25 protein-coding genes, 1 pseudogene and 1 riboswitch are annotated in these 23,524 nt (G+C 59.7%); of the genes and pseudogenes, 16 read left to right on the top strand and 10 right to left on the bottom strand.

The annotated features are described in order from the left end of the window. Positions 1-42 precede the first annotated feature (42 nt). Genes WNE31_RS15265 through WNE31_RS15240 form a run of 6 tightly spaced genes read left to right on the top strand, consistent with a single transcriptional unit; the run spans position 43 to position 5,438 of the window. Positions 43-930: a MurR/RpiR family transcriptional regulator gene (locus WNE31_RS15265; protein WP_349980811.1), complete on the top strand. Its 888-nt coding sequence runs from the start codon at positions 43-45 to the stop codon at positions 928-930. After that, complete coding sequence (locus WNE31_RS15260; protein WP_349980810.1) at positions 927-2,006, top strand: aromatic ring-hydroxylating oxygenase subunit alpha; 1,080 nt, start codon at positions 927-929, stop codon at positions 2,004-2,006. The genes WNE31_RS15265 and WNE31_RS15260 overlap by 4 nt, the downstream gene beginning before the upstream one ends. Beyond that, positions 1,999-2,442, top strand: coding sequence for a GFA family protein (locus tag WNE31_RS15255; RefSeq protein WP_349980809.1), 444 nt, complete (start codon positions 1,999-2,001; stop codon positions 2,440-2,442). Before WNE31_RS15260 ends, WNE31_RS15255 begins: the two co-directional genes overlap by 8 nt. Next, a complete protein-coding gene (locus WNE31_RS15250; protein ID WP_349980808.1) occupies positions 2,439-3,260 on the top strand; it encodes a hypothetical protein in 822 nt (273 codons plus the stop codon). Before WNE31_RS15255 ends, WNE31_RS15250 begins: the two co-directional genes overlap by 4 nt. Then, on the top strand, positions 3,253-3,996 hold the full coding sequence (locus tag WNE31_RS15245) for a sulfotransferase-like domain-containing protein (protein WP_349980807.1): 744 nt from the start codon (positions 3,253-3,255) through the stop codon (positions 3,994-3,996). The genes WNE31_RS15250 and WNE31_RS15245 overlap by 8 nt, the downstream gene beginning before the upstream one ends. Further along, positions 3,993-5,438 carry an aldehyde dehydrogenase family protein gene (locus WNE31_RS15240; protein ID WP_349980806.1) on the top strand — a complete coding sequence of 482 codons (1,446 nt, stop codon included), beginning with the start codon at positions 3,993-3,995 and terminating at the stop codon, positions 5,436-5,438. Before WNE31_RS15245 ends, WNE31_RS15240 begins: the two co-directional genes overlap by 4 nt. 16 nt (positions 5,439-5,454) lie before the next feature. Here the strand turns inward: WNE31_RS15240 and WNE31_RS15235 are convergent, their stop codons facing one another. The 9 genes from WNE31_RS15235 to WNE31_RS15195 form a co-directional block, all read right to left on the bottom strand. Then, positions 5,455-6,228, bottom strand: a complete 774-nt coding sequence (locus WNE31_RS15235) for an energy transducer TonB family protein (RefSeq protein ID WP_349980805.1) — start codon at positions 6,226-6,228, stop codon at positions 5,455-5,457. Continuing rightward, a complete protein-coding gene (locus WNE31_RS15230; protein ID WP_349980804.1) occupies positions 6,225-6,614 on the bottom strand; it encodes an ExbD/TolR family protein in 390 nt (129 codons plus the stop codon). Before WNE31_RS15230 ends, WNE31_RS15235 begins: the two co-directional genes overlap by 4 nt. Then, the gene (locus tag WNE31_RS15225) at positions 6,611-6,988 is read right to left on the bottom strand and encodes an ExbD/TolR family protein (protein ID WP_349980803.1); all 378 of its coding nucleotides are present in this window, start codon (positions 6,986-6,988) and stop codon (positions 6,611-6,613) included. The genes WNE31_RS15230 and WNE31_RS15225 overlap by 4 nt, the downstream gene beginning before the upstream one ends. After that, complete coding sequence (locus WNE31_RS15220) at positions 6,988-7,593, bottom strand: MotA/TolQ/ExbB proton channel family protein (RefSeq protein ID WP_349980802.1); 606 nt, start codon at positions 7,591-7,593, stop codon at positions 6,988-6,990. The genes WNE31_RS15225 and WNE31_RS15220 overlap by 1 nt, the downstream gene beginning before the upstream one ends. A gap of 96 nt (positions 7,594-7,689) precedes the next feature. Further along, on the bottom strand, positions 7,690-8,349 hold the full coding sequence (locus WNE31_RS15215) for an adenosylcobinamide amidohydrolase (protein ID WP_349980801.1): 660 nt from the start codon (positions 8,347-8,349) through the stop codon (positions 7,690-7,692). After that, positions 8,349-9,104, bottom strand: coding sequence for an ABC transporter ATP-binding protein (locus tag WNE31_RS15210; protein ID WP_349980800.1), 756 nt, complete (start codon positions 9,102-9,104; stop codon positions 8,349-8,351). The genes WNE31_RS15215 and WNE31_RS15210 overlap by 1 nt, the downstream gene beginning before the upstream one ends. Then, on the bottom strand, positions 9,101-10,081 hold the full coding sequence (locus tag WNE31_RS15205) for a FecCD family ABC transporter permease (RefSeq protein ID WP_349980799.1): 981 nt from the start codon (positions 10,079-10,081) through the stop codon (positions 9,101-9,103). Before WNE31_RS15205 ends, WNE31_RS15210 begins: the two co-directional genes overlap by 4 nt. Further along, the gene (locus tag WNE31_RS15200; RefSeq protein WP_349980798.1) at positions 10,081-10,935 is read right to left on the bottom strand and encodes an ABC transporter substrate-binding protein; all 855 of its coding nucleotides are present in this window, start codon (positions 10,933-10,935) and stop codon (positions 10,081-10,083) included. Before WNE31_RS15200 ends, WNE31_RS15205 begins: the two co-directional genes overlap by 1 nt. Positions 10,936-10,942: 7 nt before the next feature. Then, positions 10,943-12,808: a TonB-dependent receptor plug domain-containing protein gene (locus WNE31_RS15195; protein ID WP_349980797.1), complete on the bottom strand. Its 1,866-nt coding sequence runs from the start codon at positions 12,806-12,808 to the stop codon at positions 10,943-10,945. A gap of 148 nt (positions 12,809-12,956) precedes the next feature. Next, a riboswitch (cobalamin riboswitch) is annotated at positions 12,957-13,159 on the bottom strand. Between the two features lie 506 nt (positions 13,160-13,665). Here WNE31_RS15195 and WNE31_RS15190 point away from each other — a divergent pair. Beyond that, positions 13,666-13,831 (top strand): annotated as a pseudogene (locus tag WNE31_RS15190) (integrase); the annotation flags it as partial. A gap of 358 nt (positions 13,832-14,189) precedes the next feature. On the opposite strand, the gene WNE31_RS15185 reads toward WNE31_RS15190, so the two are convergent. Continuing rightward, the gene (locus tag WNE31_RS15185; protein ID WP_349980796.1) at positions 14,190-15,152 is read right to left on the bottom strand and encodes a LysR family transcriptional regulator; all 963 of its coding nucleotides are present in this window, start codon (positions 15,150-15,152) and stop codon (positions 14,190-14,192) included. A 136-nt stretch (positions 15,153-15,288) separates the two neighbouring features. On the opposite strand from WNE31_RS15185, the gene WNE31_RS15180 reads away from it, so the two are divergent. From WNE31_RS15180 to WNE31_RS15140, 9 genes are all read left to right on the top strand, one after another. Next, positions 15,289-16,065 carry a transporter substrate-binding domain-containing protein gene (locus WNE31_RS15180; RefSeq protein WP_349980795.1) on the top strand — a complete coding sequence of 259 codons (777 nt, stop codon included), beginning with the start codon at positions 15,289-15,291 and terminating at the stop codon, positions 16,063-16,065. 184 nt (positions 16,066-16,249) lie between these two features. Then, positions 16,250-16,897, top strand: a complete 648-nt coding sequence (locus WNE31_RS15175) for an amino acid ABC transporter permease (protein WP_093093685.1) — start codon at positions 16,250-16,252, stop codon at positions 16,895-16,897. 18 nt (positions 16,898-16,915) lie between these two features. After that, positions 16,916-17,572, top strand: coding sequence for an amino acid ABC transporter permease (locus WNE31_RS15170; protein ID WP_349980794.1), 657 nt, complete (start codon positions 16,916-16,918; stop codon positions 17,570-17,572). Between the two features lie 15 nt (positions 17,573-17,587). Then, positions 17,588-18,358: an amino acid ABC transporter ATP-binding protein gene (locus tag WNE31_RS15165; RefSeq protein WP_349980793.1), complete on the top strand. Its 771-nt coding sequence runs from the start codon at positions 17,588-17,590 to the stop codon at positions 18,356-18,358. After that, entirely contained in the window at positions 18,352-19,704 is a 1,353-nt protein-coding gene (locus WNE31_RS15160; RefSeq protein ID WP_349980900.1) for an aminotransferase family protein, read from the top strand. Before WNE31_RS15165 ends, WNE31_RS15160 begins: the two co-directional genes overlap by 7 nt. Beyond that, the gene (locus WNE31_RS15155) at positions 19,701-20,393 is read left to right on the top strand and encodes a CoA transferase subunit A (RefSeq protein ID WP_349980792.1); all 693 of its coding nucleotides are present in this window, start codon (positions 19,701-19,703) and stop codon (positions 20,391-20,393) included. The genes WNE31_RS15160 and WNE31_RS15155 overlap by 4 nt, the downstream gene beginning before the upstream one ends. Before the next feature lie 7 nt (positions 20,394-20,400). Beyond that, complete coding sequence (locus WNE31_RS15150) at positions 20,401-21,033, top strand: 3-oxoacid CoA-transferase subunit B (protein WP_349980791.1); 633 nt, start codon at positions 20,401-20,403, stop codon at positions 21,031-21,033. A gap of 8 nt (positions 21,034-21,041) precedes the next feature. Further along, positions 21,042-22,334: an ArgE/DapE family deacylase gene (locus WNE31_RS15145; protein ID WP_349980790.1), complete on the top strand. Its 1,293-nt coding sequence runs from the start codon at positions 21,042-21,044 to the stop codon at positions 22,332-22,334. 10 nt (positions 22,335-22,344) lie between these two features. Next, positions 22,345-23,520 (top strand): thiolase family protein, encoded by a 1,176-nt coding sequence (locus WNE31_RS15140; protein ID WP_349980789.1) that lies wholly within the window; start codon positions 22,345-22,347, stop codon positions 23,518-23,520. Positions 23,521-23,524: the final 4 nt, after the last annotated feature.

Here is a 23,524-nt window from a genome sequence, read left to right as displayed (position 1 = left end):
TTGTCTCGACAGCATTTGCAAACAAATATACCACAGTCAATCATGAATGGGACAAATGTATCAAATTCGATTCTGAAACGGCTTGCGGGTGAACTGGGCGAGTTGACGCCCGAGGCCCGTAAGGCCGCGACCTATGTGCTGGAAAATCCGCGCGATGTCGGGGTCTCGACCGTGCGCGAAATCGCCGAGGCCGCGAATGTGAAACCCAACACAGTTGTGCGCATGGCACGGCAAGTGGGCTTTGAAGGGTACGAGGATTTTCGCGCCCCGTTTCGCGAGGCCATCCGACGCGGGGCCGCCGATTTCCCCGAGCGCGCCAAGTGGCTGCAGGACATCCGGAAATCCGGCGATCTGGGGGGGCTTTATGCTGATATGGTTCAGGGGATGCTGCGCAATGTCGAAGAGACGTTTTCGGGCATCTCTGCCGATGACCTGCAAGACGCGGCCGAGCTGATCTGGGAGTCAAACAACGTGTTCACGCTGGGGGTGGGAGTGAACAACTCCAGCGCCCGGAATTTTACCTATCTCGCGTCAACGGGTATGGTCCGGTTCCACGCCATCCCGCGCGCGGGGGCCAACGCGATTGACGATCTGGCCTGGGCCGGCGATGGCGACGTTCTGATCGCCATCACCTGCAAACCCTACAGGGCCGAAGTGGTCGAAGCGGTCAAGCGGGCCCGCACCCAAGGGATGCGGATCGTGGCGATTTCCGACAGTCCGGCCAGTCCGATCATCCGCGATGCCGATCATGGGTTCGTCATTGCCTGCGACACGCCGCAGTTCTTCCCTTCATCGGTGACAACAGTCGCGCTGCTTGAGACGTTGTTGTCATTCGTGATTGCGGTGGCGAGCGACGAAATCGTTGAGCGCGTCACTACCTTCCACGCAAGGCGCCACGAGTTGGGCCTGTATCATGAGGAGCCGACGTGACACTTCCCATCAAGTCTCTTGCCGCGCGGTATTACACGGATCCGCAAGTGTTCGATCTGGAATGTGCAGGGCTTTTGGCGCGCACGTGGCAATTCGGCTGTCACGCCTCCGAGTTGGCAGGGCCGGGGGCTTATGCGACATTCGAGATCGCTGGTGAAAGCCTGTTCGCGATCCGGGGGCGGGATGAGAAAATCCGTGTGTTCTACAACGTCTGCCAACACCGCGCGCACCAGTTGGTGAGCGGGTCCGGCACCACCCGCGTGGTTGTCTGCCCTTACCACGCATGGACCTACGAATTGACGGGAGAGCTGCGCTCTGGCCCAAATATCAAGGCGGTTGAAGGGTTTGATAAATCGACTGTCTGCCTGACCGAGGTGCGCGCCGAAGAATTCCTGGGGTTCGTGTTTGTCAATCTCGACCCGAACGCGATGCCAATGGAAGACTGGTTCCCGAACGCCCGCGCCGAGTTGGAGGAATGGGTGCCCAACTGGGCCGATCTGAAACCCATTGAGTGGGTGGAAATTCCTGAATCCTGCAATTGGAAAGTGTCGGTCGAAAACTACTCGGAATGTTATCACTGTAGCCTCAACCACCCGACCTTTTCCAACGGCGTCATCAAACCCGAGACCTATGACATCCAGCCGCAAGGCATGTGCTTGCGCCACACGACACAGTGCCAGAATGTCGAGGACATGACCTATGACATCAACTCTGGATTTGCCCACAGCCATGAATATTCGAGCTGGTTCCTGTGGCCCATGTTCTCGTTCCAAGTCTATCCCGGAAATGTGCTCAACACCTATCATTGGCGTGCCATTGATGCGGGGCGCGTGGTGGTTTGGCGCGGCTGGTATTCCGTGGGTGGGGCCGAGGACGCGAAGGTGCGAAAGCTGGCCGTGCAGGATCGCGACACTACGGTCGAAGAAGACATCCACCTTGTGGAGTCGGTGCAGCGTGGCTTGCAATCCCGCGGATACCGACCCGGCCCCCTTGTCGTCGATCCGCGCGGTGGGGTGAATTCGGAGCATCCGGTGATGCACCTGCAACGCTGGATGCGCGAGGCCGTAGATGGTTGAGCAAAGCATCGAGTCTGGCAGCCTCAAGCCGGGCACCACCGGACGGTGTCTCTGTGGGGCGATCCGCTATCGCCTGTCCACGCCGCCGAAATGGACTGCGCTGTGTCACTGTGAAAGCTGCCGACGAGCCTGTTCAGCGCCGGTGGTGGCGTGGATGGGATTTGCACCCGAGGCGGTGGCCTGGACCGGCGAACGCAGCTTCTACCGGTCGTCGGGTATTTCCCTGCGCGGGTTCTGCAACAGGTGCGGTACGCAGATGAGTTTTGAAAGCACGCGCTGGCCCGGCGAAATCCACCTTTATGCGGCGTCACTGGATGACCCCGCCGAATACGCACCTCAGCTGCATTGTCACCATGCCGAGCACTTGGGTTGGCTCCACATCAAGGACAGCTTGCCGCGTTATCCGCATTCCGCCGACGAGGATGTCCGCGCATGATGCCCGCAAGCTGGCAGCCAGAGCACAAGCTGTTCCCGCATCAGGTGGGGTTCACTTGTCCGCCGTTTGATTATGATGCGGCGCCCTCGGATTTTCTGCGGATGAGCCCGGAAACCGTCGGCGTGCATGGCTGGATGCTGCACGTGCCCGACTATGCTCACGGTTTGGACCAGCGCAAACAGAACTTCGGCATGATGGAAGACTTCGTGCATTGCATGGCGCGCAACGGGGTCGATGTCTGTGGGCAGGTCGGTTCGAACTGGGTCCATGCCAGCGGTCTCGGGGTGGAAGGCATCCGCCGCCATTGCGCGGACCTGTCCGACAAGTACGAGACCCGTTTCCACATGGCCGGCTATGCCATGGTCGAGGCGCTGCGCGCCATGAACGTTGAAAAAGTGGCGCTTAATGCGGCCTATCACTGGCCCGATTGGTGGCAGGGCACTGCAGGCTTCCTGCGTGAAGCCGGATTTGATGTGCTTTGGGCCGGCAACTTTGTCGATCAGGGATGGTTTCCGAACCAGGACTCGGTGAACGCAAAGCGCTGGGTTTTTGACGGTGATCTGTTCGAGAAGAGCTTTGCCTTCGTGGCCGAGCAGGCCCCGACTGCAGATGCCTATCTCATCAACGGGATGTGCAACTTTCGCAGCGGACCCGATGGTTTGCCCCGGCGGCCTGTTCATCTGGCGCGGGATATGGAGGCCAAGCTGGGCAAGCCCGTGATCGGCCACGACACCGCGCTTTACTGGCGGATCATGAAAGACCTCGGCATCGCGCCCGCGACACCCCAAAGCGCCCTCTTGGAGAGCCTTCATGCATAAGATCGTTGCCCTCTGGGCCATCCCGCGCTCGACCTCAACCGCGTTTGAATGGATGATGCGCCAGCGCGGAGACATGGACTGTTTGCACGAACCCTTCGGCGAAGCGTGGTATCAGGGTGAAGACCCGCTCTGGCCCCGTTTCAAAGAGGGTGAGAAAACCACGCCGGGCCTGACCCTCGAAAGCGTGTGGGAAGATATCCGCACCCGCGCAGTGACAGCCCCAGTGTTCCTCAAGGATTTTCCGCATTATATCAATCATATGTGGACGCCCGCGTTTCTTGGGCATTTCACTCATGCCTTCCTGATCCGCGATCCGGCCAAGACGATTTCTTCCATGTATGACAAGTGGCCCGGTTTTGACGAACTTGAAGTAGGCTTTCCCGAGCAGCGCGCCTTGTTCGACCTTTTGACGGCACTGAACGGCACACCGCCCCCAGTGATCGACAGCGACGATCTGCTGGAAAACCCCGCCGCCATGGTCGAGGCGTTTTGCAATGCGGTGGATATTCCTTTCCTGCCCGAAGCCATGACATGGGAGGCAGGGGGCGACCCGTCCGCGCATAGCTGGTGGGACGGTGGATCATTCCATGCCAACCTTGCGCGGTCCACGGGGCTGAAACCCCAGAAACGCCGTTATATCGAAGTTGCGCAGGCCCCTGAACGCGTGCAACGTGTCTATCGCCGCATGAAGCCGCATTACGACCATCTATATGAACAACGGATCACACCTGCATGAAGACCTATTGGCAAAACTATATCGACGGGACCTGGGTAGACGGGGGCGCCGGACGGATCGACGTGATCAACCCCGGGACGGGGCAGAAGATTGCCGAACACGCCCTGGCCGATGCCGCCGATGTCGACCGCGCCGTGATGGCGGCCCAACGGGTGCACCAGTCTGGCGTGCTGTCTGATCTACGCCCAGTCGATCGCGGGCGCATGGTGCAGGCCATGGGGCGCTACCTTCTGGACCATATCGAGGAACTCGCCGAGGTTCTGACCCTTGAACAGGGCAAACCGCTTTGGGAATCTCGGATCGAGATCGAAGGTGCTGCGCGGTATTTCGAATATTACGGCAATCAGGCTGAAACGGTTGAGGGGCGCTCGATCCCGCTAGGCAAAGACTATTTCGATTTCACGACCTATGAGCCGTTCGGTGTGTCCGCCCAGATCATCCCGTGGAATTACCCCGTGGAAATGACCGCGCGGTCGCTGTCGGCGGCGCTGGCGACGGGCAACACCTGCGTGATCAAGACTCCGGAACTGACACCGCTTAGCAATGCATGGTTTGCCAACGCAGCCGAAGCGGTAGGATTGCCCAAGGGAACGGTCAACATCCTATGCGGCCTGGGACAAGAAGCCGGGGCCGCCCTGTCAGGGCATCCGGGGGTCAACCAGATCGTCTTCACCGGCTCGGTACCGACCGGCGTTGCCATTGCCACAGCGGCTGCGCGCAACGTTGTGCCGTGTGTGCTTGAACTGGGCGGTAAATCCGCTGCGATCGTGCATGATGACGCCGATCTGGCGGCTTTTGAAAACGACGTCCGGTGGGGCATCTATTTCAACGCGGGTCAGGTGTGTTCGGCGATGAGCCGCGTCATCGTACATGAAAGCGTGCATGACGAACTGGTCGAACGCATGGTGGGTGTTGCAAAATCGCTTGAGGTCAAACCGGGCATCGAACAGACCGAGTTCGCGGCGACCATGGGGGCGATGGTGTCCGAAGGGCAACGCGACCGCGCCGCGGGCATGGTTTCGGCCGCGCAGGGGCAGGGGGCACAGGTGGCCACCGGCGGGCGCAAGATGAACATTCCGGGTGCCTTCCTTGAACCGACGATCCTGACCGGTGTGACCCCGGACATGACCATCGCCAACGAAGAAGTCTTTGGTCCGGTTTTGTGCGTCCTGAAATTCTCGTCAGATGAAGACGCGCTCAGAATTGCCAATGGCACGCCTTACGGTCTGGTCGGCGGGGTGTTCACCCGCGACCTCGACCGCGCAACCTCGGCGACGCGCCGGATCCGGGCGGGGCAGGTGTTCGTGAACGAATGGTATGCCGGTGGCGTGGAAACCCCGTTCGGCGGATATGGAAAATCGGGCTATGGCCGCGAAAAAGGGCGCGAGGCCCTGTGGAACTATGTCCAGACCAAGAATGTCGCGATCCGACTGAAGGGGTAGTGCTCCTGCAAGCACCCTATCGGTTGTAATTCAGGGAAAGGGTGAACGCATGTGTGCCCGGTGCAACCGCCTTTGGTGCATTGGGCAGGCGCGCACGGGTGGCGGTCTTCAACGCGGCAGCATCCAGAGCCGCAACGCCCGAAGACTTTATGACCGTCGCCGAGGCCAGCTTGCCCGAAGTGTGCACAACAACGCGAATGCGGACCTTGCCGCGTGCACCGGCAGCGCGTTTCTGACGTTCGATGCGCGATTTGATCTGCGCGCCCCATTGGTGCAACAGCTTGGCTTCACGCTTGCTGTTGCCTGTGCTGACCGCTGCCTTGCCCCCATTGCCCTGTTCCACGGCCTTGCCGGGCCCTTTCGCCTTTTCGGCCTTTCTGGGTGTTGAGGCGGCGGCGGGCTTCGGCGCTTTCTTTTCGATCTTTTTCGGCGCGGGTTTCGGGGGCGGCGGGGGCGTGGTGTCGACCCGTGGCAATGCCTCGGTCGCCGGCGCGTGCATTGCGGTGGTCGAGTCGGGCAGGCTCATCTGCATTTTCGACCGTTGGGCCGGTTGAGTGTTTTGAATGATTTGCGGCGGGTGCAATACGGGGGGCTGAGGGCTTGTCTCGACAGGCCGTTCCCATTTTTCGACCAACGCCCCAAGGCTCTGCGGGGCGGCAGACAGTGTGATCTGATCCTCACCGCCGCCACCGGCGGCCTGTTGCCCGCTGGTGCCCCAGACCATCCACGGGGCGGCGTGCAGGGCGCAAGAGAGGCCCAGAAAGGCCAAAAGGCGCAGCCCCCCCGTCATCCGTTTTGCCCCACGATATTAATGCTGGTGATGCCCATATCACGCAGCCTTGCCAGAAGAGCCGCAACATTTTTCGCCGAAACCTCGGCATCCGCCCGCAGTGTCAAGGGGTAAGGGGCGATTGCGCGTGGTTCCAGCAGACCCAGCACCGCATCGCCTTCGATACCCTCGAAGAAAAGCACCCCCTCTGCCGACATGAAGATGACCGGCGTGTTTTCGGATTGGGATTCAAGCTCTGTCACCGGCGGCACGACCGCGAAAGGCGCCTGTGTGGCAATGCGCGTGGTCATCAGGAAGAAAATCAACAACAGAAACACGACGTTGATCATCGGCAGCACGGCCTCGGTCGATGGTTTTTTTCTGGGGGTCGAGAAATCCACGATCATTCCAGCACCACCACATTGAAAAAGCCCGCCGCGTTCAACGCGGTGGCCACATCCATAAGACGTTGAAGGGACACCTTGTCATCGGGCTTGAGGACGATGGCGTCTACCTTGTCACGTGTCAGCGTCGAAACCTCGGCCACGAGTTCGTCAAGTTCCACAGCTCGCCCGTTCAGCAAGATCCGGTCCGGTGTCAGAGTCACCAGACGCGGCGGGCCGGAATATTCGCCACTGCCCCCGCCCGCGGCAAGCGGCAACACCCTGTCCATGCCAAATTGCGAGGCCAGCATGAAAAACACCAGCAGCAGGAACACGACGTCGATCATCGGTGTCAGGCTGGGGCGTTTTCGCTGGCGGGGTGAGGACAGGGATAGCATCAGGCGATAGCTTTCTCTTTCGCGGGCGCAGAGGCAGGAACCGCGTTGAAGACGCGCACGGCGACGTCTTCCATGCGGGCTTGTTCACGTTCGGAAATGCTCTCGAACCAGCTAGACAGAAGCGAAGCGGGGATCGCGACAGCCATGCCTGCCGCCGTGGTTAGCAGCGCCTCCCAGATGCCACCGGCAAGCACCGAGGGGTCCGCCCCCGAACCAGCCTCTTGCAATGCCTGAAACGCTTCGATCATGCCCAGTACGGTGCCCAGCAGACCCACCAGCGGGGCAATCGCCGCCACGAGTTCCAGCGGGCGTACACCACGACGCAATTCCATCATTTCGAGCTTGGCCACGCGTGTGGTTTCATTCAGCGCCATTTCGCGGTCAAAACCGGGGTTTTCCAACGCGCCCCGCGCTGCCAAGGCCACGCGCCCGCTGGGCGTGCCCTTTGTTGCCTCGTCACCCTTACGGCTACGCCATACCCCCAACAGCGAGAGTTCCGTCAGGCGCCATAGGAACAGGCCCATCGTCAGGACGGACAGGCCGAAAATCACCCAGAGCGCGGGTCCTCCTTTGGCCAGAAAATCAAACAGGGCAGTCAGGTCCATGTGTGTCACCTTTCTGAGTGGCCGCAATCTACCGGAAAACCCGGCAGAGTTCGGGTTTCGCTCTGTGCGGGCAGACAGGGCAGGGCTTGGTTGCGGTCAAGCACTTTTGCTGGTCCCCCACTGTTCAATGCCCCATTTCCGGGCGCCCGCTTGCACAGCGTCATAGACCGCGCGGCCAATGGTCTCGCCGATTTCGGTATGCATGCCGGCAAAATCGGTCGTCCCCTCGGGGGCGGCGACGGCCACGCAATCGGTGCCCGTGCCCGTGGCGATGCCGGTCGGCAGGTCATAGCGCATGTCCATCACCGCGGCGGTGCGCGCCATCACGACGATGCTCATGGCCTCGATCAGGCCGGTCTGGCTCAGACCCTGGTTCAGCCGCAGGGCCACGTTGATCGTGCCCCAGTCCCGCTTGGAATAATCCACGCGCTGCCCGACGTGCTCGGCATTTGACAGGCCGACGGTGGCCACAGCATGGGCGGTGGTCTGGCCCACGGTCGCTTCGGTTTCTTCAAAGGCGGTGATCCTGCGCGAGGTCAGGAAGGTCACGGCGTCTCGCGCCTGTCGCGCGGCCAGTTGCCGGTCCAGCCAATCATGCACATCCATGAACGGGGGAAGATCCCCATTCTTGACCTCGCGCCACAGGATACGGTGAGCCTTTACAAAACCGGGCTTGTTCACGGCCCAGCTCAGGACGTTCATCTCGCCGCCAAGATCCATGTCCAGCCAAGGTTCGGAAACGGTGACACGGTTCATCACACCACCTCCAGCGGTTGAAACACGGGGCCGTCCGGCGTGTCGCCATGCCAGGCCGTGATGCCAAAAGCGCGCGCGACCAGGGCGGCGGTCAACACGTCCTGCGGGGCACCATCGGCAAGGATCCCGCCTTCGGCAAGCAGGATCAGGCGTGTGCAGTGGCGTGCAGCGAGACCCAGGTCATGGATCGACATCATCACGGCCCGCCCATCGTCTGCGATCTGGCGGAAAACCTGCATCGTGGAAATCTGATGGGCCGGGTCGAGACCGGCAATCGGTTCATCTGCCATCAGCAAGGGCGTGTCCTGTGCCAGTGCGCGGGCGATCAGGGCGCGGGCCTGTTCCCCGCCCGACAGGCGTGACGCGGCGCGATCGCGGAACGCGTCAAGCCCCAGACGGGAAATGACTGCATCGACAAGCACCTTGTCCGCTGGGGGCAGGGCTTGTCCCGCGGGCAGATGCGGCAGGCGCCCTAGGGCCACGATTCGTTCGACCGAGACGGGCCAGGCGATTTCGCGGGCCTGCGGCATCCAGGCGACCGTTCGGGCACGCTCAGCTAGCGACAGTGCGGACAGAGAGCTCTGTCCCGCATGCGGCAATAACCCGAGGCAGGCGCGCATGAGGGTGGTCTTCCCGGCACCGTTCGGGCCGATCAGACCAACAAATTCACCTGCGTGCAGGTCAAAAGACACGTCCCGGAAGACCGGACGCTGACGCAATGTGACACCAAGGTTTTGCACGGATAGAAGGCTCATGGCAGGTCCTTCCGGGTTTTGTAGATCAGGTGCAGGAACAGTGGCGCGCCAACCAGCGCCGTGACAACCCCCAGTTTCAGGTCACGTTCCGGCAGGATCAACCGTACGGCTATATCCGCGACCTGAACCATGATCGCGCCACCGATGGCCGAGGCCCAAAGCAACCGCGACGGGCGTGCGCCGACCAACGGGCGAAGGATATGCGGCACGACCAGCCCGACAAAGCCGATGGCGCCCGCCACGGCCGTGGTGCCACCGACGATGGCCGCTGTGCCGAACACCAGAAGCAGGCGCAGGCGGAACAGGTTGATACCCATGGTCTGGGCGGCGTCTTCACCTAGGGTCAGCGCATCCAGCCCGCGCCCGGTGATGGCAATCACACAGGCCCCGATCAGCACGAAAGGCAAGGCCAGCCAGACATGGGTCATCGACCGGTCCGCCAGTGAGCCCATCATCCAGAACACAATCTCGTTGGCGGCAAAAGGGTTGGGCGACAGGTTTAGCACCAAGGACGTGAGTGCACCGGCCAGTGCCGAAATCGCGATCCCGGCAAGGATCAGCGTCAGCGATCCCCCCCGTGGACCGGCCAGCGTCATGACCAGAAATACCCCCACCAACGCGCCCGCCAGTGCCGACAGCGGCAAGCCCAGCGAGGATGCCGCGAACATGCCCGTTTGAATGGCAAGTACCGCGCCAAGGGCGGCGGAACCTGACACACCGATCAATCCCGGCTCCGCCAGCGGATTGCGCAGATATCCCTGCATTGCAGCCCCGGCCAGTCCCAGCCCGGCCCCGACAAGGATCGCCAGGATGGCGCGCGGCAAACGGATTTCCTGCATCACGAGGGTTAGCGCACCGTAAGAGGTATCAAACAGGGCGCGCAGACTGTCCATGGCCGGCACCGCCACCGGCCCGATGGTCAGCGACAGGACAAACAGGCCCGACATCACGATAAACAAAGCAAGTTCAAGGCGCATCAATCGCCCCCTTGCCGAAAGGGCTGGCTGTCTAGGATCAGGCGTTCCACAGCACGCAGCACATGCGGCGTGCCACAGACCCAGTCGCTGTGATGCATATGGGCGCGCGCGCCTTCCCGGCGGAAGGACTCGACCACCGGATGCAACAGGATTTCCTCGGCGCGCGAATGGCCGTCATACAGCGCAGACGAGATCACCATATCGGGATCGGCCATCGCCAGCACCTCGAGCGGCATGGCGCCGCCATAGTCATAGCCCATTTCGGCGGCCACGTTCTGCAAACCCGCTGCCAACAGGATTTGCCCGGTCAGAGTGTTGGCCCCAGCGGTCCAGCCCTGCGCCTCGTAGAGAACGGCGCGAGGGCCGTTCTCGATGGCGCGGCGCAACGCTGCAAGGTCTTGTTCATAACGGGCCGCCATGGCCCGTGCCTCTGCGCCGCGGCCCAGAAGCGTGCCAAGTTCCACAAGACGCTCGGGCACTTCTTCAAGGGATAGGACAGGGGGGATCACGGCCACAGGCACGCCCATCCGACGCAATAGGTCTACCGTCGCCCGTCCTGAAAAGGCCCCGGCCAGCACAAGGTCGGGCCGCATCAGATAGATCTCTTCGGCGCGGCCATAGTTGATTTCATAAAACATGGCCTCGTCGACCATGGCAGAACTGCGCGGGTCACGGGCCAGAAACGACACCGACATCAGCTGTCCTTCACCCGCCAGCATCATGGCAAGCTGGTCCGTGCAAAGGTTCATGGACACAACCCGTGTCGGGGTATCTCTGGTTGGCGCGGATGCATCGTTGGCCATGGCGGCCCCGCTTATCAGCAGGGCCGCCATGGTTGTTATGATGCCGCGCATGCGCATCCTAGAAAGTCGCGGCCAACCCGACATAGACAGCACGCCCGCGTTTGGCATAGCCCCACACGTCGGAATAGTCTTCGTCGAACAGGTTGGTGACACGACCGGTCAGGGTCAGCGTGTCGTTGATCGCATAGCGGGCAGAGAGATCCAAGGTTACGTAGTCAGGCAATTTCGCTGTCTGGAACGCGCCCCAAAACTGGGTGTCATAGTTCTCAGCCACATAACGCAGGTCTGCGTTGACGCTGCCACGCCCGTTCATGAATTGCTGGGTCGCGCTCAGCATAAGCTCATGCTGGGGACGGCGAACCTCGACCGACCCGTCGGGGTTTTCGGCATCCAGATAGGTATAGGACAGACGCAGGTCCAGCGTATCGGTCGCTTGGACGTTGCTCGACACCTCGACGCCGCGCCGCTTGGACGTGCCGGCCTGGTTTCTGAAGGTGAAGTTGCCCGAGATTGGATCAAAGTAGTCGGTGATCTCGTCTTCAAGGTTCTCGGCGAAAAGCGTGACGTCAAAGACGCCGCGGCCTTGCCAGAACGGCACTTCAACCCCGAGATCGATGCTCTGGTTCTTTTCCGGTGTCAGGTTCGGGTTGCCGACATAGCCAAACGAGTTTGCGAACAGTTCAAAGAAGGACGGATCGACGCTGCCTTCACCCGCCGAGGCATGCAGGCGCACGCCCGATGCCAGCATGTAGGCCGCGCTGATGTTCCAGGTGACGTCATCGGCAAAAGTGCTGTTGTCGTCATAGCGCAGGCCGCCCTGAAGACTCAGCCCGTTGTCGAACGTGCCGCGATATTCCAGCGCATAGGACGCGCGGTTGGGCTTGTACCCCGGCTCGGTGTCCGAACGACGCTCGGTATATTCGGCGATGACGTTCAGCAGGTGGTTGGTCTCGGTGGTCGTTGCACCGTCAAGCGCATAGCTCAGCAGGTAGCGCGCAGTCTTGCGGTCTGCCGAAGAGGTGGCACCCCCATTGTTGGAATTCGAAAACTCGCTGCCTTCCAGCGAGAACCGGTGCATCATGCGCCCGCCCATGGCTTCGTACTCGGCAAAGACTTGTCCCAGCCTTTCGGTGCGATCGGAAAACAGCGTCGGATCGTCCACGATATAGGTGGCGGCGTCCGTCGCCGCGAAATTCGTCGCATCGTATTCATATTCTTCGTCGGAATGGCTGTAGGTGAAGCCCAGCTTCAGCCCCTCGGCCACAAGATAGTCGCCACTCAGGTTGATTGTTGCGCGTTTGATGCCGTCTTTCTCGCCGCCGTCACCGGAAATGTCATAGCCTTTGTCATCCGCATAAGAGAGGCTGACAGCCGCACCGCCGCGGTCATCGCGATACGAATAGCGCATGCTGGCCGAGTTCGCGTCACCGGCCTCGACCGTCCCAGACAGTTCGCGCCCGAGCCCACCCTTGTTGGTAATGATATTGATCACACCGGACGAGGCATTGGAGCCATAGAACACCGATTGTGGGCCGCGCAGCACTTCGATGCGTTCGATATTCGCGGTTTCCAGACCCGAGAAGTTGTATTGCGCATTGCCGCCAGCGGCAGGCACGCCATCAATCAGAACCAGCGTATGGTTGGCTTCGCCGCCGCGAATACGGACTTGGGTAAAGCTGTCACCCGCCCCGCTGACCGACACACCCGGAACGGCACGCAGCGCATCCTGAACGGTGCGGATGCCACGGGTTTCAATCTCTTCTGCGGTGATGACGGTGGCCGAACGTCCGTATGCAGCCTCATCGATCGGCGTGAAGCCACCACTAATAACGATCTCGCCCAGATCGATATCTTCTTGTGCGTGGACCCCTTGCGCGTAACACAGAGCGAGAACACTGCTCGCGATGTAAAACTTGGATTTCATGTCCCATCCTTTGGAAAACCCATTTTGGTTTTCCTCCTTTTGCCCTTGTCAGGCATATTAGAATGTCCTTGGAGGTGGACTCCGCAGACGGTGAAGCTAGATGCCACCACTACGGAAGGACCGTTGCCCATGACGCGCCCCGCGTCCGGACAGGGTGATCATTCTGGCAGGTCTCCTGACTTGCGGGTCATCGCCCACCCGGGCCTTCCCATCCCCAAAAGGAACAGTGGCTTTTGCCGGGCTAGCTCGCCGCTTACAGTTGCGGGGGCAGTCGAGGATTTGGCATACGCCGCACCTCGTTCCCTTTTCACCAGGTGGAATCCCACCCGGACCAGAACACGGGCACATAGTCAAACTATCCTGAGTCTGTCAACAACAGGTGGCCGCCATGGGCTGTGATCCGGACAATTTGCCATCCCCCCGCCGCAAAGCGGACACAAGAGGTCGCCAATCGAGCCTGTGAACCGGTGGGCCAACTGGGGTTCCGCTTGCGCATCTGCGCATACGCGAATCCGCAACGATCGATTTCGGCATCCCTCCGTCAGCAGGTAGGTTCATTGAACTCCCGTTTTTCCCCAGTTTCCGGCAGGAACGCCAAGCCGGTTTCAGACTGTGTGACGGTTCCCCAACAGCCCGATCCAACCGCCATAGGTTTCAGCTCGGACAAAAATCGAATTTGCATTTGGTAATGGCGGAGACGAGGTCCGTATAACCTATGTTTGTCTCGTGCTTTCTCCGTTCGTCGGAATTTATTTTAATAAAGCTATTACAACAGATGAAATTCACACGCTGCTATTGCGGCTCACGCGCGTTCACCCTAAGCCAACGCTGGGTGTGGGAACGAAATGCCTCTCAGAACTCATTCTCTGCGCCGAACCAAAGCCGCTGAGATCTACCGAAAGACTGGCAACCTTCGCGCCTTGCTACTTCTGCTTGGCCACACGACGGTGCGATAGCACAGTGCGTTGCCTTGGGGTGGAGTTGGAAGATGCTCTGAGTATTGCGGAGCGGATCGACATCTGAACAGCGGCGAAAACTAATTTCGAGCCCAAAAGTGTTGGATGCTGCATCATGCACTCACAACTGCGCAGCACCGATTATAGACACTGGCGTTGGTAAGTTTGGCCTAGATCGGGTACTCGCTGTATTTGTTTTCGGCTCACCGCGGCCCATCATTCCGGACGTTCGCTGTGTTCGCATAACTTCGAGCCACTGTAAGACAGCGCTGCAGACTAGTCTCGCAAGCGTTCGAGCAAGCCGTCTGTCAAGGAGACCGAGCGTGGCAGCTCGACTTCAAAAAATGCCTGCTGTGTATTCACATTCGTTTGGTGGAGTTGGCCGAGCACGCTGATCGAAAACGGAACATGTGTCTAATGGAGGTTCAGTTCAGGCCATAGGTTCGTTCTTCAATATCAATCGCATCCAATTCGGCTGTGCATGCCGACAGGAACTCGGTTTCGGCATCTGACTGGCGGCGTGCCGGGTTGGTGATGAGGTAGATGTTGACCATTGGCAGGTCGTCATAGGGTGGCAACTGCCGGATACTCCCGGCAAGAACGTCCTGTTTAGCCACATGAAGGGGCAGGGCGCCAATTCCGACATTCGCCATGATCAGACGGCGGATTTCATTAAGGCTTGAGGACACACCACGCCAGCTGGTGGCCAAGCCCAAGCGTGCGCGAAGCCGTGAAATGGCATGCAAGGGTCCCCCCTCGGCCTCAGTCTGAAAGGCGACGAATGGTTCCCCTTGCAGATCATTGGGATTGATTTCCTTGGCGTTGAACAATGGATGACGGGCCCCGCAGTAAAGGCCGAAAAACTCTCGATAAAGGATTACAGAGTCCAGATTTCTAGGCAGCTTGGAAAGTAGGCAAATTCCGAAGCTGGCCCGATTCTGGTTCACCATCGTTTCCACATCTTCACTTTCATGCACCGAGAAAGAATAGGTGACATGTGGATGGGTCTTGGCGAAATTACTCAGGATCTCGTCGAAATGCTCGGATATCACGGAACTCGTGATAGCGATCGACAAATGCCCCCTGAGTTCGGCGCGGTCGACATCAAGCAGCGAGGGAAGCTGTGAAATAGTGCCAAAGATATTGGCGCATTCCGTATAAAGCGCCTGTCCGGGTCGCGTGATGGTGAACTCGTTGGGCTTGCGAATGACAAGCTGCTTGCCTGTCGATTGCTCAAGGCGTTTGAGGGCTGCAGAAACGGTGGGCTGCTTAAGACCCAGAAAGTCGGCGGCTTTGGATATGCCGCCCTGCTCGACCACAACCATGAAGGTGCGCAGAAGGTTCCAGTCAAGGTTCCAGGGAAAGCGTTGTTGTTGCGGAAGGCTCATAGACAAAATCTATATTGAATGTAGCTATTATCTGTTTGCGCAATATTGGCGGGTTATGCAAGTTTTTTCACAAGCGGGTCCGCCCGCAGGCACTGATCGGGAAACACCCCGGCATGATTCTCACAGGGAGACATAAATGACTTTTCGCCGTACCATCTTGAAATCCGCAATTGCCGCCGCCGGTCTGGCGGTGTTTGGCTTGAACACTGCAGTTGCAGAAGAGCTCGACGCGCTGAAAGAAAAAGGCGTAATCCGCATTGCGATGTCCGGCGCCTATCCTCCGTTCAACTTCGTGAACGATCAGAACGAAGTTGTTGGTTTTGACCCGGCCATTGGCACCGAGATTGCCAAGCGTATGGGCATGGAAGTGGAAATTGTAACCACCGCGTGGGACGGCATTATTGGCGGCCTGCTGGCCAACAAATATGACGCCATCGTCGGATCGATGACCATTACTGCAGAGCGCGATGAAGTGGTTGATTTTGTTGGTCCCTATTACTCGGACAAGCGCGCCATTTTCAGCAAGCCGGGCTCGGGCATTTCCAGCCTTGAAGATCTGGAGGGCAAGAAAGTTGGCCTGACCCTTGGCGAAACCCACGAAGATTGGGCGCGCGAAAAAGGCTATGACATCAACACCTACAAAGGTCTGCCCGAACTGCTGCTGGAACTGGAAAACGGCCGTGTGGACGCCATTGTCAACGACTCGATCGCGGCCATCCTCGCCATGGGCGAAAAGGGTCAGGAGTTCGAGATGTTTGGCGACCCGACCACGGAGCCGTTTGGCGCAGGCATCGCTATCCGTGAAGGAAATCCGAAGCTCGCCAAAGAAATGCAGGCTGCTCTGCAATCCATGATGGATGACGGCACTTATCTGGCCATCGCCGAAAAGTGGATTGGCGCAGACATTCGCTAAGACACCTCTCCCCGCCGACCGACAGCGGCGGGGATATTCAACGTGGTGGCTGTTGAAGGAGCGAGGATCCTTTACTGCCCCATCCACGGGCGCCAAAGTTATCCGATACTTTACGCAATATGTGCCGAGGCAGCCTTTGCGCCGTCCGGACGATTTCGGGTCGGATACCCAAAAGGAGTGACTCATGGACATTGACCTGATGTTGAAGGTCTATCCCTTCTTTCTGGAGGCCGCGTGGGTCACCATTCTGCTGTCGGTTCTGACAGCGATCCTGGGGTTGATCTGTGGCACGTTGGGCGCCGCTGCCCGGCTCTCGCGATTCGCGGTCCTTCGGTTTCTTGGAGCCGCATATGTCAGCCTGTTTCGCGGCACGCCCGCGCTGATCCAACTCTTTATTCTTTACTTTGGCGGTCCCCAGATCGGAATTCAGTTGGACGCCTTCGAAGCCGGCGTGATCGGCCTGGGCATCAATGCCGGCGCCTATATGACCGAGACGATCCGTGGTGCGATTATCGCCATCGACAAGGGGCAACGCGAAGCGGCCCGCACTTTGGGGCTGAGCAGCTGGCAAGCCACCTACAAGGTGATCCTGCCGCAGGCCGCGCGCCTGATGGTGCGCCCGTTGGGTGTGAACTTGAACATGCTGATCAAGGCCACCGCGCTGGTGGCCGCGATTGCGGTAGTCGAGCTGACCTACACGGCCCAGCGCTATATCGGATCGACCTACAAGCCCTTCGAAATGTTCCTGCTCGCGGGGGTTCTCTACATGATCATCATCTACGTGGTCGGCCGTGGCGTTGCCTGGCTTGATCGCAAAGTACAGATCACCTGATCGGAAAAGGACAGACAAATGGGCCTCGATTTTTCGATTATTCCCAAATACATGGACATCATCCTGCTGGGTGTTGGCTGGACCATCGGGATCACGGTTGCAGCCGCTTTGCTAAGCTTTGTCTGCGGCATCATCTTTGCGGTGATCGCTCTTTACGCCCCTTGGCTTGTTCGCCAGCCGTTCCGATTGATCGAATGGGTGTTCATGGGAACACCGCTCTTGTTACAGCTGTTCCTGATCTATTTCGGGCTGGTGCAGATCGGCATTGACCTGCCTGCCTTTGTGGCCGGGATCATCGGGTTGGGGCTGCACTTTGCGGTCTATAATTCGGAACTGATCCAGACTGCGATCCTTGCCGTGGACAAGGGCCAGATGGAAGCCGCGCGCACTTTGGGTCTGAGCCGCACGCAGGCACTGCGCAAAGTGGTCATTCCTCAGGCGGTGCGCGCCGTCATCCCGCCGATCGGCAACAACATGATCGCGCTCTTGAAAGACAGCGCGCTGGTCTCGGTGATCGGTGTCAGCGAGCTTACGCTGTCGGCGCAGAGGGTGATCGGCAAGACCTATCGCCCGTTCGAGTTCTACATCCTCGCCGCCGCTTTCTATTATGTCATCAACCTTTGCATGGAATGGGTGCAGCGCAAGATCGAACGCCGCATTTCCATCTCGCGCTGACCAAAGAGGCAAATCATGACCGAACAGACACACTTTGTCGAAATCCGTCACGCCCAGAAATCCTTTGGCTCGCTTGAGGTGCTCAAGGACATCAGCCTGAACGTCGAGCGTGGCCAGATTGTCGGGATCATCGGATCGTCCGGATCTGGCAAATCCACGCTGCTGCGCGCGATCAACGATCTGGACCCGCTGACTGGTGGTGAAATCTGGCTGGACGGTGTGCAGGTCAACAAGACCCTGCCGCATCGCCAATATGAAAAGCATATCAACGAAATGCGTCAGCACGTCGGTATGGTGTTTCAGCACTTCAACCTGTTTCCACATATGACCGCGCGTGAAAACGTCACTATGGCGCCGAAGTTGCTCAAGGGCCTGTCTCAGGCCGAAGCAGACAAGCTGGCCGAAGAGCAACTGGACAAGGTCGGGATGCTGGAGCGGATCGACTATTACCCCTCGCAGCTTTCCGGCGGCCAGAAACAACGGGTTGCGATTGCCCGCGCCTTGGCCATGAAACCCAAGCTGATGCTGTTTGACGAGGCCACTTCGGCGCTCGACCCGGAGCTGGTGGAAGAGGTCAATATGGTAATGAAAAAGCTGGCCGAAGAGCACATGACCATGATCATCGTTACGCATGAGATGGACTTCGCCGCCTCGGTCTGTGACCGCGTATTGTTCATGGACAAGGGCGTCGTGGTTGAAGAAGGCCCGCCGAGCGTTCTTTTCAAAAATCCGACCCAGGACAGAACCCGCGAATTCCTACGCAAACACATTGAAGGTGCATCGTGAGCGACGAGTCCTACCTGTTCTACCAAAGCCGCAACCCACGCCCGTTTCTGGATCGGGGGGAAGGCATCTATTTGTTCGACGAAAGCGGCAAGCGCTATATCGACGGCTCTTCGGGGGCGATGGTGTCGAATATCGGGCATTCAAACCCGCGCGTGCTGGAGAAAATCAAAGCGCAGATGGATCGCGCGACATTTGGCTACCGGCTGCACTTTCGCACGCATCCGTCCGAGGATCTGGCTGCGAAAACTGTCGCCATGACACCTGACGGGCTGGACCGCGTGTTCTTTGTCTCCGGTGGTTCCGAGGCGGTTGAAAGCGCCGTGAAACTGGCGCGGCAATATGCAGTCACGCAAGGACAAACCGATCGTTACAAGGTGATTTCGCGCTTTCCCTCCTATCACGGCTGTACTTTCGGGGCGCTGGATTTGACCGGATATGACCCGCTGCGCGAGCCTTTCGCGCCGATGTTGGAGGGCATGCCCAAGATCGCCGCCCCTGCAACCTATCTGGACCGCGACAACCTGAGCGAAGACGCGCGCGGTTTGAAATACGCTGAACTGCTTCGCGACAAGATTCTCGCCGAAGGACCGGATAACGTGTTGGCCTTTTTGATGGAACCTGTCGGAGGGGCGTCCACCGGCGCTTTGGTTGCTCCTGACAGCTATTATGGACGCATTCGTGACATTTGCGACGAATTCGGCGTGCTACTAATCTATGATGAAGTGATGACCGGTGCGGGCCGCACGGGCAAGTTTCTGGCTGCCGAGCATTGGGGCATCACCCCGGATATCGTGGCGCTCTCTAAAGGATTTGGGGCGGGCTATGCACCCCTGGGGGCTGTTGTCGCTGGTAAGCGTCTTGTCGAACCGATCCTGGATGCCGGTGGTTTCGCCCATGGTTTCACCTATGCGGGCAACCCCCTGGCTTGCGCTGCTGGGCTGGCAGTGCTGGAAGAGTTGGAAGACCAGAACCTGATCGCCAATGCCGCCGCGATGGGCGAGGTCCTGATGGATGAGCTGCGCGCGCTGATGGATCGCTATCCCTTCATCGGCGATGTACGCGGCAAGGGGTTGTTGACCGCGTTCGAACTTGTTTCCGACCGTGACACGATGGAACCGTTGAACCCAAGTCTGAATGCCTATGATCGCCTTGTCGACCTTGCCTACGAACGGGGGCTGATCATCTATTCCCGTCGCACCCGCGGCGGTACAGCCGGGGATCATTTCCTGATTGCACCGCCGCTGATCATTACCGAGGCGCAGATCGCTGAACTGATGACCATTCTACGCGACGCGCTTGATGCGTTTGCTGCTGAGGTTGGCCTGCCTCTGGAGGTGGAGGCATGAGACTGCCGGACAAACGCTGTGACATGGCCGCAGCCGTGGCCCATATCAAAGACAGCGATACGGTCATGGTGGGCGGCTTTGGTGTTCCCGGCACGCCCATGGCATTGATCCATGCGCTGGTTGATCATGGCGCCCGCGATCTGACGCTGATCAAGAACGACGCCAACGAGCCGGGCATGGGCATCGATCACCTCTTGCAAAGCGGTCAGGTAGCGCGCCTGATCACCACGCATCTGGGGCTTAACAGCCATGCCATCGACCTGATGAACAGCGGCCGGATCAAGGTCGAGTTTAACGCCCAAGGTATCCTCGCCGAGCGAATCCGCGCAGGAGGCGCCGGGATTGGCGCCGTACTGAGCGATATCGGCATCGGCACTGAACTGGCAGATGGCAAGCAGGTGGTCGAGGTGGACGGTAAGCCGCATCTTGTCGAAACGGCGTTACGCGCTGAGTTTGCACTGATCCATGCCGATCGCGCCGATACTTTTGGCAATCTGGCTTACGTCGCAACCGCGCGGAATTTCAATCCGCTGATGGCAATGGCCGCGGATTGCGTGATTGCCGAGGCCGAAACCGTCACACCATTGGGCGCTCTGGACGCGGACGCCGTTCATACAAGCGGTGTGTTTGTTGATCACGTCACCGAATTGGGTGCGCTTTCAAGGGAATACGCCGTTGTCCAGCGCTAGAACCCGTATGATTGCTCGCGCTGCGCGCGAGATTGCCCCCGGCATGGTAGTCAATCTGGGCATTGGCTTGCCAACCAAGGTCGTCGACCATCTTCCGGCCGATTTTCCGGTTTGTCTGCATACGGAAAACGGATTGACCGGCATTGGTCCCTCTCTGCCCCCGGAAAGGGCCGATCGGAACCTTATTGACGCGGGCGGGGCCTATGTCTCGACCGTGCCGGGGTCGGCCTTTTTCGACAGCGCGATCAGCTTTGCCATGGTGCGCTCGGGCCGTCTGGATCTGACCATGCTCGGTGCGTTTGAGGTCAGCAGCCGGGGAGATCTGGCCAATTGGAAGATCCCGGGCAAGTTCAGTCCCGGTGTAGGCGGCGGCATTGAGCTGGCGCAAAAGGCGCGCCGGGTTGTGGTTGTGACCACCCATACCGATCGAGTCGGCAATCCGAAGCTCAAGAATGAATGCACCCTGCCACTGACGGCGCGGCGCTGTGTGTCGCGAATTTTTACCGATATGGCGGTCATTGACGTCACGCCAAAAGGCTATGCACTTGTCGAAATTGCCGAAGGGATCAGCCTTGCCGAGGTCCGCGAAGCGACCGGCGCGCCCCTGATTGTCCCAGATACCACACTGCCCGTTTTCTGAGGTTATGTATGCAAACCGAACTTAACACCCGTTTATGCGATGCCGTGGATGCCGCTTTTGACCGGCAGGTCGCCTTTCTTGCCGACCTCACCGCGCATCCCTCGACCAGAGGGCAGGAGCAATCTGCGCAGGCTTTCATGGCCAACGCGTTAGCTGACCGGGGTTATGAACTCGATCAATGGCAGATTGACGTGGCCGAGATTCAGCACCTGCCCGGGTTTTCTCCGGTGATTGGGCCGTATGAGGATGCCGTGAATGTCGTGGGCACGCACCGGTCCAAAACCGGGGCGGGTCGATCGCTGATCTTGAACGGGCATATCGACGTGGTGCCCGCCGGACCGCTGGACATGTGGGATTCCCCGCCGTTCGATCCGCGGGTCGAGGACGGCTGGCTCTATGGCCGGGGGGGCGGTGATATGAAGGCCGGGCTGGCCTCGAACCTCTTTGCACTTGATGCGCTCAACGCCTGTGGCCTCGCGCCCGCTGCGGATGTGTTCTACCAATCGGTGGTCGAGGAAGAGTGCACCGGCAATGGCGCGCTGGCCTGTCTCGCTCGGGGGTATACCGCTGATGCCGCACTGATCCCCGAACCGTTTTCGGAACATTTGGTCACGGCGCAGTTGGGGGTCCTGTGGTTCCAAGTGCATCTCAAAGGCTTGCCCACCCATGTGGCCTATGCCGGCAGCGGAGCCAACGCGATTGAGGCGGCCGTTCCTCTGATCACCGCGCTGCATGATATGGAACACCGCTGGAACGCGGCGGAAAACCGGACCAGCGACTACGCTCATATGGATCACGCGCTCAATCTGAATGTCGGCAAGATCGAAGGCGGTGACTGGACAAGCTCGGTCCCGGCCTGGTGTGTGTTTGACGTGCGCATGGGGTTGTTCCCGGGACAGTCAATTGACGCCGCAAAGGCCGAGATTGAACAGGTCATTCTGGATGCGGCGCGGCAGAACGACTTCCTGCGCAACTCGCTGCCTGAGATCGTTTATCACGGGTTTCATGCCGAGGGTTACGCCCTGTCACAGGACAGTTCAGCCAAGGCCACTTCGGCAATTGCGGCGCTGGAAAATGCGCACCGATCTGCCACTGGCGAAGACCTCGTGCGCGAAGCCATCACGGCCACAACCGACGCACGGTTCTTTGGCCTTTATGCCGATACGCCCGCACTGGTCTATGGCCCGCGCGCCGAGGCCATTCATGGGTTCAACGAACGTGTCGAACTGGAAAGCATGCGCCGCGTGACCAAGGCCACGGCCATGTTTATAGCCGACTGGTGCGGCGTTGAAAGCATCTGAGGATTTGCCCATGCGACAGGCCGTTATCGTTTCATATGCCCGCACACCGATTGGCAAGGCCTATCGCGGTGCGTTCAACAACCTTGAAGTGCCGAGCCTTGCCGCCCCGGCGGTCCAGGCCGCGCTGGCCCGCGCGCGCCTGAGCGGTGGGGAGGTGGAAGAGGCTGTGTTCGGATCTGCGCTCACGCAGGGGTCGTCCGGTGTCAATGTCGCGCGCCACATTGTGCAAGCCGCGGGTCTGCCCGACAGCGTCGCGGGGGCCACCGTGGATCGGCAATGCGCCTCGGGTCTGAACGCCATCGCCATCGCCACGCATATGGTGCAGGGCGAAGCAGTGGATGTCGCGCTCGCCGGAGGGCTGGAGAGCATCTCGCTTGTGCAGAACGCGCATTGGAACGGGTATCGCTATAACGATCCGTCGGTGGCAGAGGCCTATTACATGCCTATGCTGGATACCGCCGAATTGGTGGCAGAGCGATATGGGGTCGGCCGTGAGGCGCAGGATGCCTATGCCCTGCAGAGCCAGATTCGCACCGCCAAAGCGCAAGCTGATGGTCTGCTTGACGATGAAATCGTGCCAGTCACGGCCACAAAGACCTCTACGGACAAGACCACCAAGGAAACCTTCGAGGAAACCATCACGCTGACCGCCGACGAATGCAATCGCCCGGGCACTACGGCAGGGGGGCTGGCCAGTCTCGCTGCCGTGCGGGGCGAAGGCATGACCGTTACCGCAGGCAATGCCAGTCAGCTTTCGGATGGTGCGGCCGCGCTGGTTGTGATGGAGGCTGATGAGGCTAGCCGCAGGGGCCTTGCGCCGCTCGGCGCCTTGCGCGGATTTGCCGTGGCGGGCGTTGCGCCTGACGAAATGGGCATAGGGCCTGTCGTCGCGGTGCCCCGTCTTTTAGAGCGCAACGGACTGCGCATGGAGGATATTGATCTGTGGGAGATCAACGAAGCCTTTGCCGCGCAACTGCTGTACTGCCGCAATCGTCTGGGTATTCCTGACGACCTGCTGAATATCAACGGCGGCGCGATTTCCATCGGTCACCCCTATGGCATGTCCGGTGCACGCATGGTGGGTCATATCCTTATGGAAGGGCGCCGACGTGGCGCGAAATGGGGCGTGGTGTCCATGTGTGTCGGCGGTGGGCAAGGCGCCGCTGGCCTGGTTGAGATTTTCTGAGGTC

The organism is Shimia fortis (genome assembly GCF_040225985.1).
Taxonomy (GTDB): Bacteria; Pseudomonadota; Alphaproteobacteria; order Rhodobacterales; family Rhodobacteraceae; genus Shimia.
The sequence above is the reverse complement of the archived record's forward strand: the minus strand, read 5'-3'. Positions and strand labels throughout refer to the sequence as shown.

Excerpts from the sequence above, each read along its gene's own strand:
- WNE31_RS15175 (WP_093093685.1), top strand. The coding sequence starts at position 16,250 with ATGGACATTGACCTGATGTTGAAGGTCTATCCCTTCTTTCTGGAGGCC.
- WNE31_RS15235 (WP_349980805.1), bottom strand. The coding sequence starts at position 6,228 with ATGACGGGGGGGCTGCGCCTTTTGGCCTTTCTGGGCCTCTCTTGCGCC.
- WNE31_RS15180 (WP_349980795.1), top strand. The coding sequence starts at position 15,289 with ATGACTTTTCGCCGTACCATCTTGAAATCCGCAATTGCCGCCGCCGGT.
- WNE31_RS15245 (WP_349980807.1), top strand. The coding sequence starts at position 3,253 with ATGCATAAGATCGTTGCCCTCTGGGCCATCCCGCGCTCGACCTCAACC.
- WNE31_RS15185 (WP_349980796.1), bottom strand. The coding sequence starts at position 15,152 with ATGAGCCTTCCGCAACAACAACGCTTTCCCTGGAACCTTGACTGGAAC.
- WNE31_RS15155 (WP_349980792.1), top strand. The coding sequence starts at position 19,701 with ATGAGACTGCCGGACAAACGCTGTGACATGGCCGCAGCCGTGGCCCAT.
- WNE31_RS15250 (WP_349980808.1), top strand. The coding sequence starts at position 2,439 with ATGATGCCCGCAAGCTGGCAGCCAGAGCACAAGCTGTTCCCGCATCAG.
- WNE31_RS15205 (WP_349980799.1), bottom strand. The coding sequence starts at position 10,081 with ATGCGCCTTGAACTTGCTTTGTTTATCGTGATGTCGGGCCTGTTTGTC.
- WNE31_RS15150 (WP_349980791.1), top strand. The coding sequence starts at position 20,401 with ATGATTGCTCGCGCTGCGCGCGAGATTGCCCCCGGCATGGTAGTCAAT.
- WNE31_RS15255 (WP_349980809.1), top strand. The coding sequence starts at position 1,999 with ATGGTTGAGCAAAGCATCGAGTCTGGCAGCCTCAAGCCGGGCACCACC.
- WNE31_RS15265 (WP_349980811.1), top strand. The coding sequence starts at position 43 with ATGAATGGGACAAATGTATCAAATTCGATTCTGAAACGGCTTGCGGGT.
- WNE31_RS15225 (WP_349980803.1), bottom strand. The coding sequence starts at position 6,988 with ATGCTATCCCTGTCCTCACCCCGCCAGCGAAAACGCCCCAGCCTGACA.
- WNE31_RS15240 (WP_349980806.1), top strand. The coding sequence starts at position 3,993 with ATGAAGACCTATTGGCAAAACTATATCGACGGGACCTGGGTAGACGGG.
- WNE31_RS15220 (WP_349980802.1), bottom strand. The coding sequence starts at position 7,593 with ATGGACCTGACTGCCCTGTTTGATTTTCTGGCCAAAGGAGGACCCGCG.
- WNE31_RS15200 (WP_349980798.1), bottom strand. The coding sequence starts at position 10,935 with ATGCGCGGCATCATAACAACCATGGCGGCCCTGCTGATAAGCGGGGCC.
- WNE31_RS15140 (WP_349980789.1), top strand. The coding sequence starts at position 22,345 with ATGCGACAGGCCGTTATCGTTTCATATGCCCGCACACCGATTGGCAAG.
- WNE31_RS15145 (WP_349980790.1), top strand. The coding sequence starts at position 21,042 with ATGCAAACCGAACTTAACACCCGTTTATGCGATGCCGTGGATGCCGCT.
- WNE31_RS15210 (WP_349980800.1), bottom strand. The coding sequence starts at position 9,104 with ATGAGCCTTCTATCCGTGCAAAACCTTGGTGTCACATTGCGTCAGCGT.
- WNE31_RS15165 (WP_349980793.1), top strand. The coding sequence starts at position 17,588 with ATGACCGAACAGACACACTTTGTCGAAATCCGTCACGCCCAGAAATCC.
- WNE31_RS15170 (WP_349980794.1), top strand. The coding sequence starts at position 16,916 with ATGGGCCTCGATTTTTCGATTATTCCCAAATACATGGACATCATCCTG.
- WNE31_RS15195 (WP_349980797.1), bottom strand. The coding sequence starts at position 12,808 with ATGAAATCCAAGTTTTACATCGCGAGCAGTGTTCTCGCTCTGTGTTAC.
- WNE31_RS15215 (WP_349980801.1), bottom strand. The coding sequence starts at position 8,349 with ATGAACCGTGTCACCGTTTCCGAACCTTGGCTGGACATGGATCTTGGC.
- WNE31_RS15230 (WP_349980804.1), bottom strand. The coding sequence starts at position 6,614 with ATGATCGTGGATTTCTCGACCCCCAGAAAAAAACCATCGACCGAGGCC.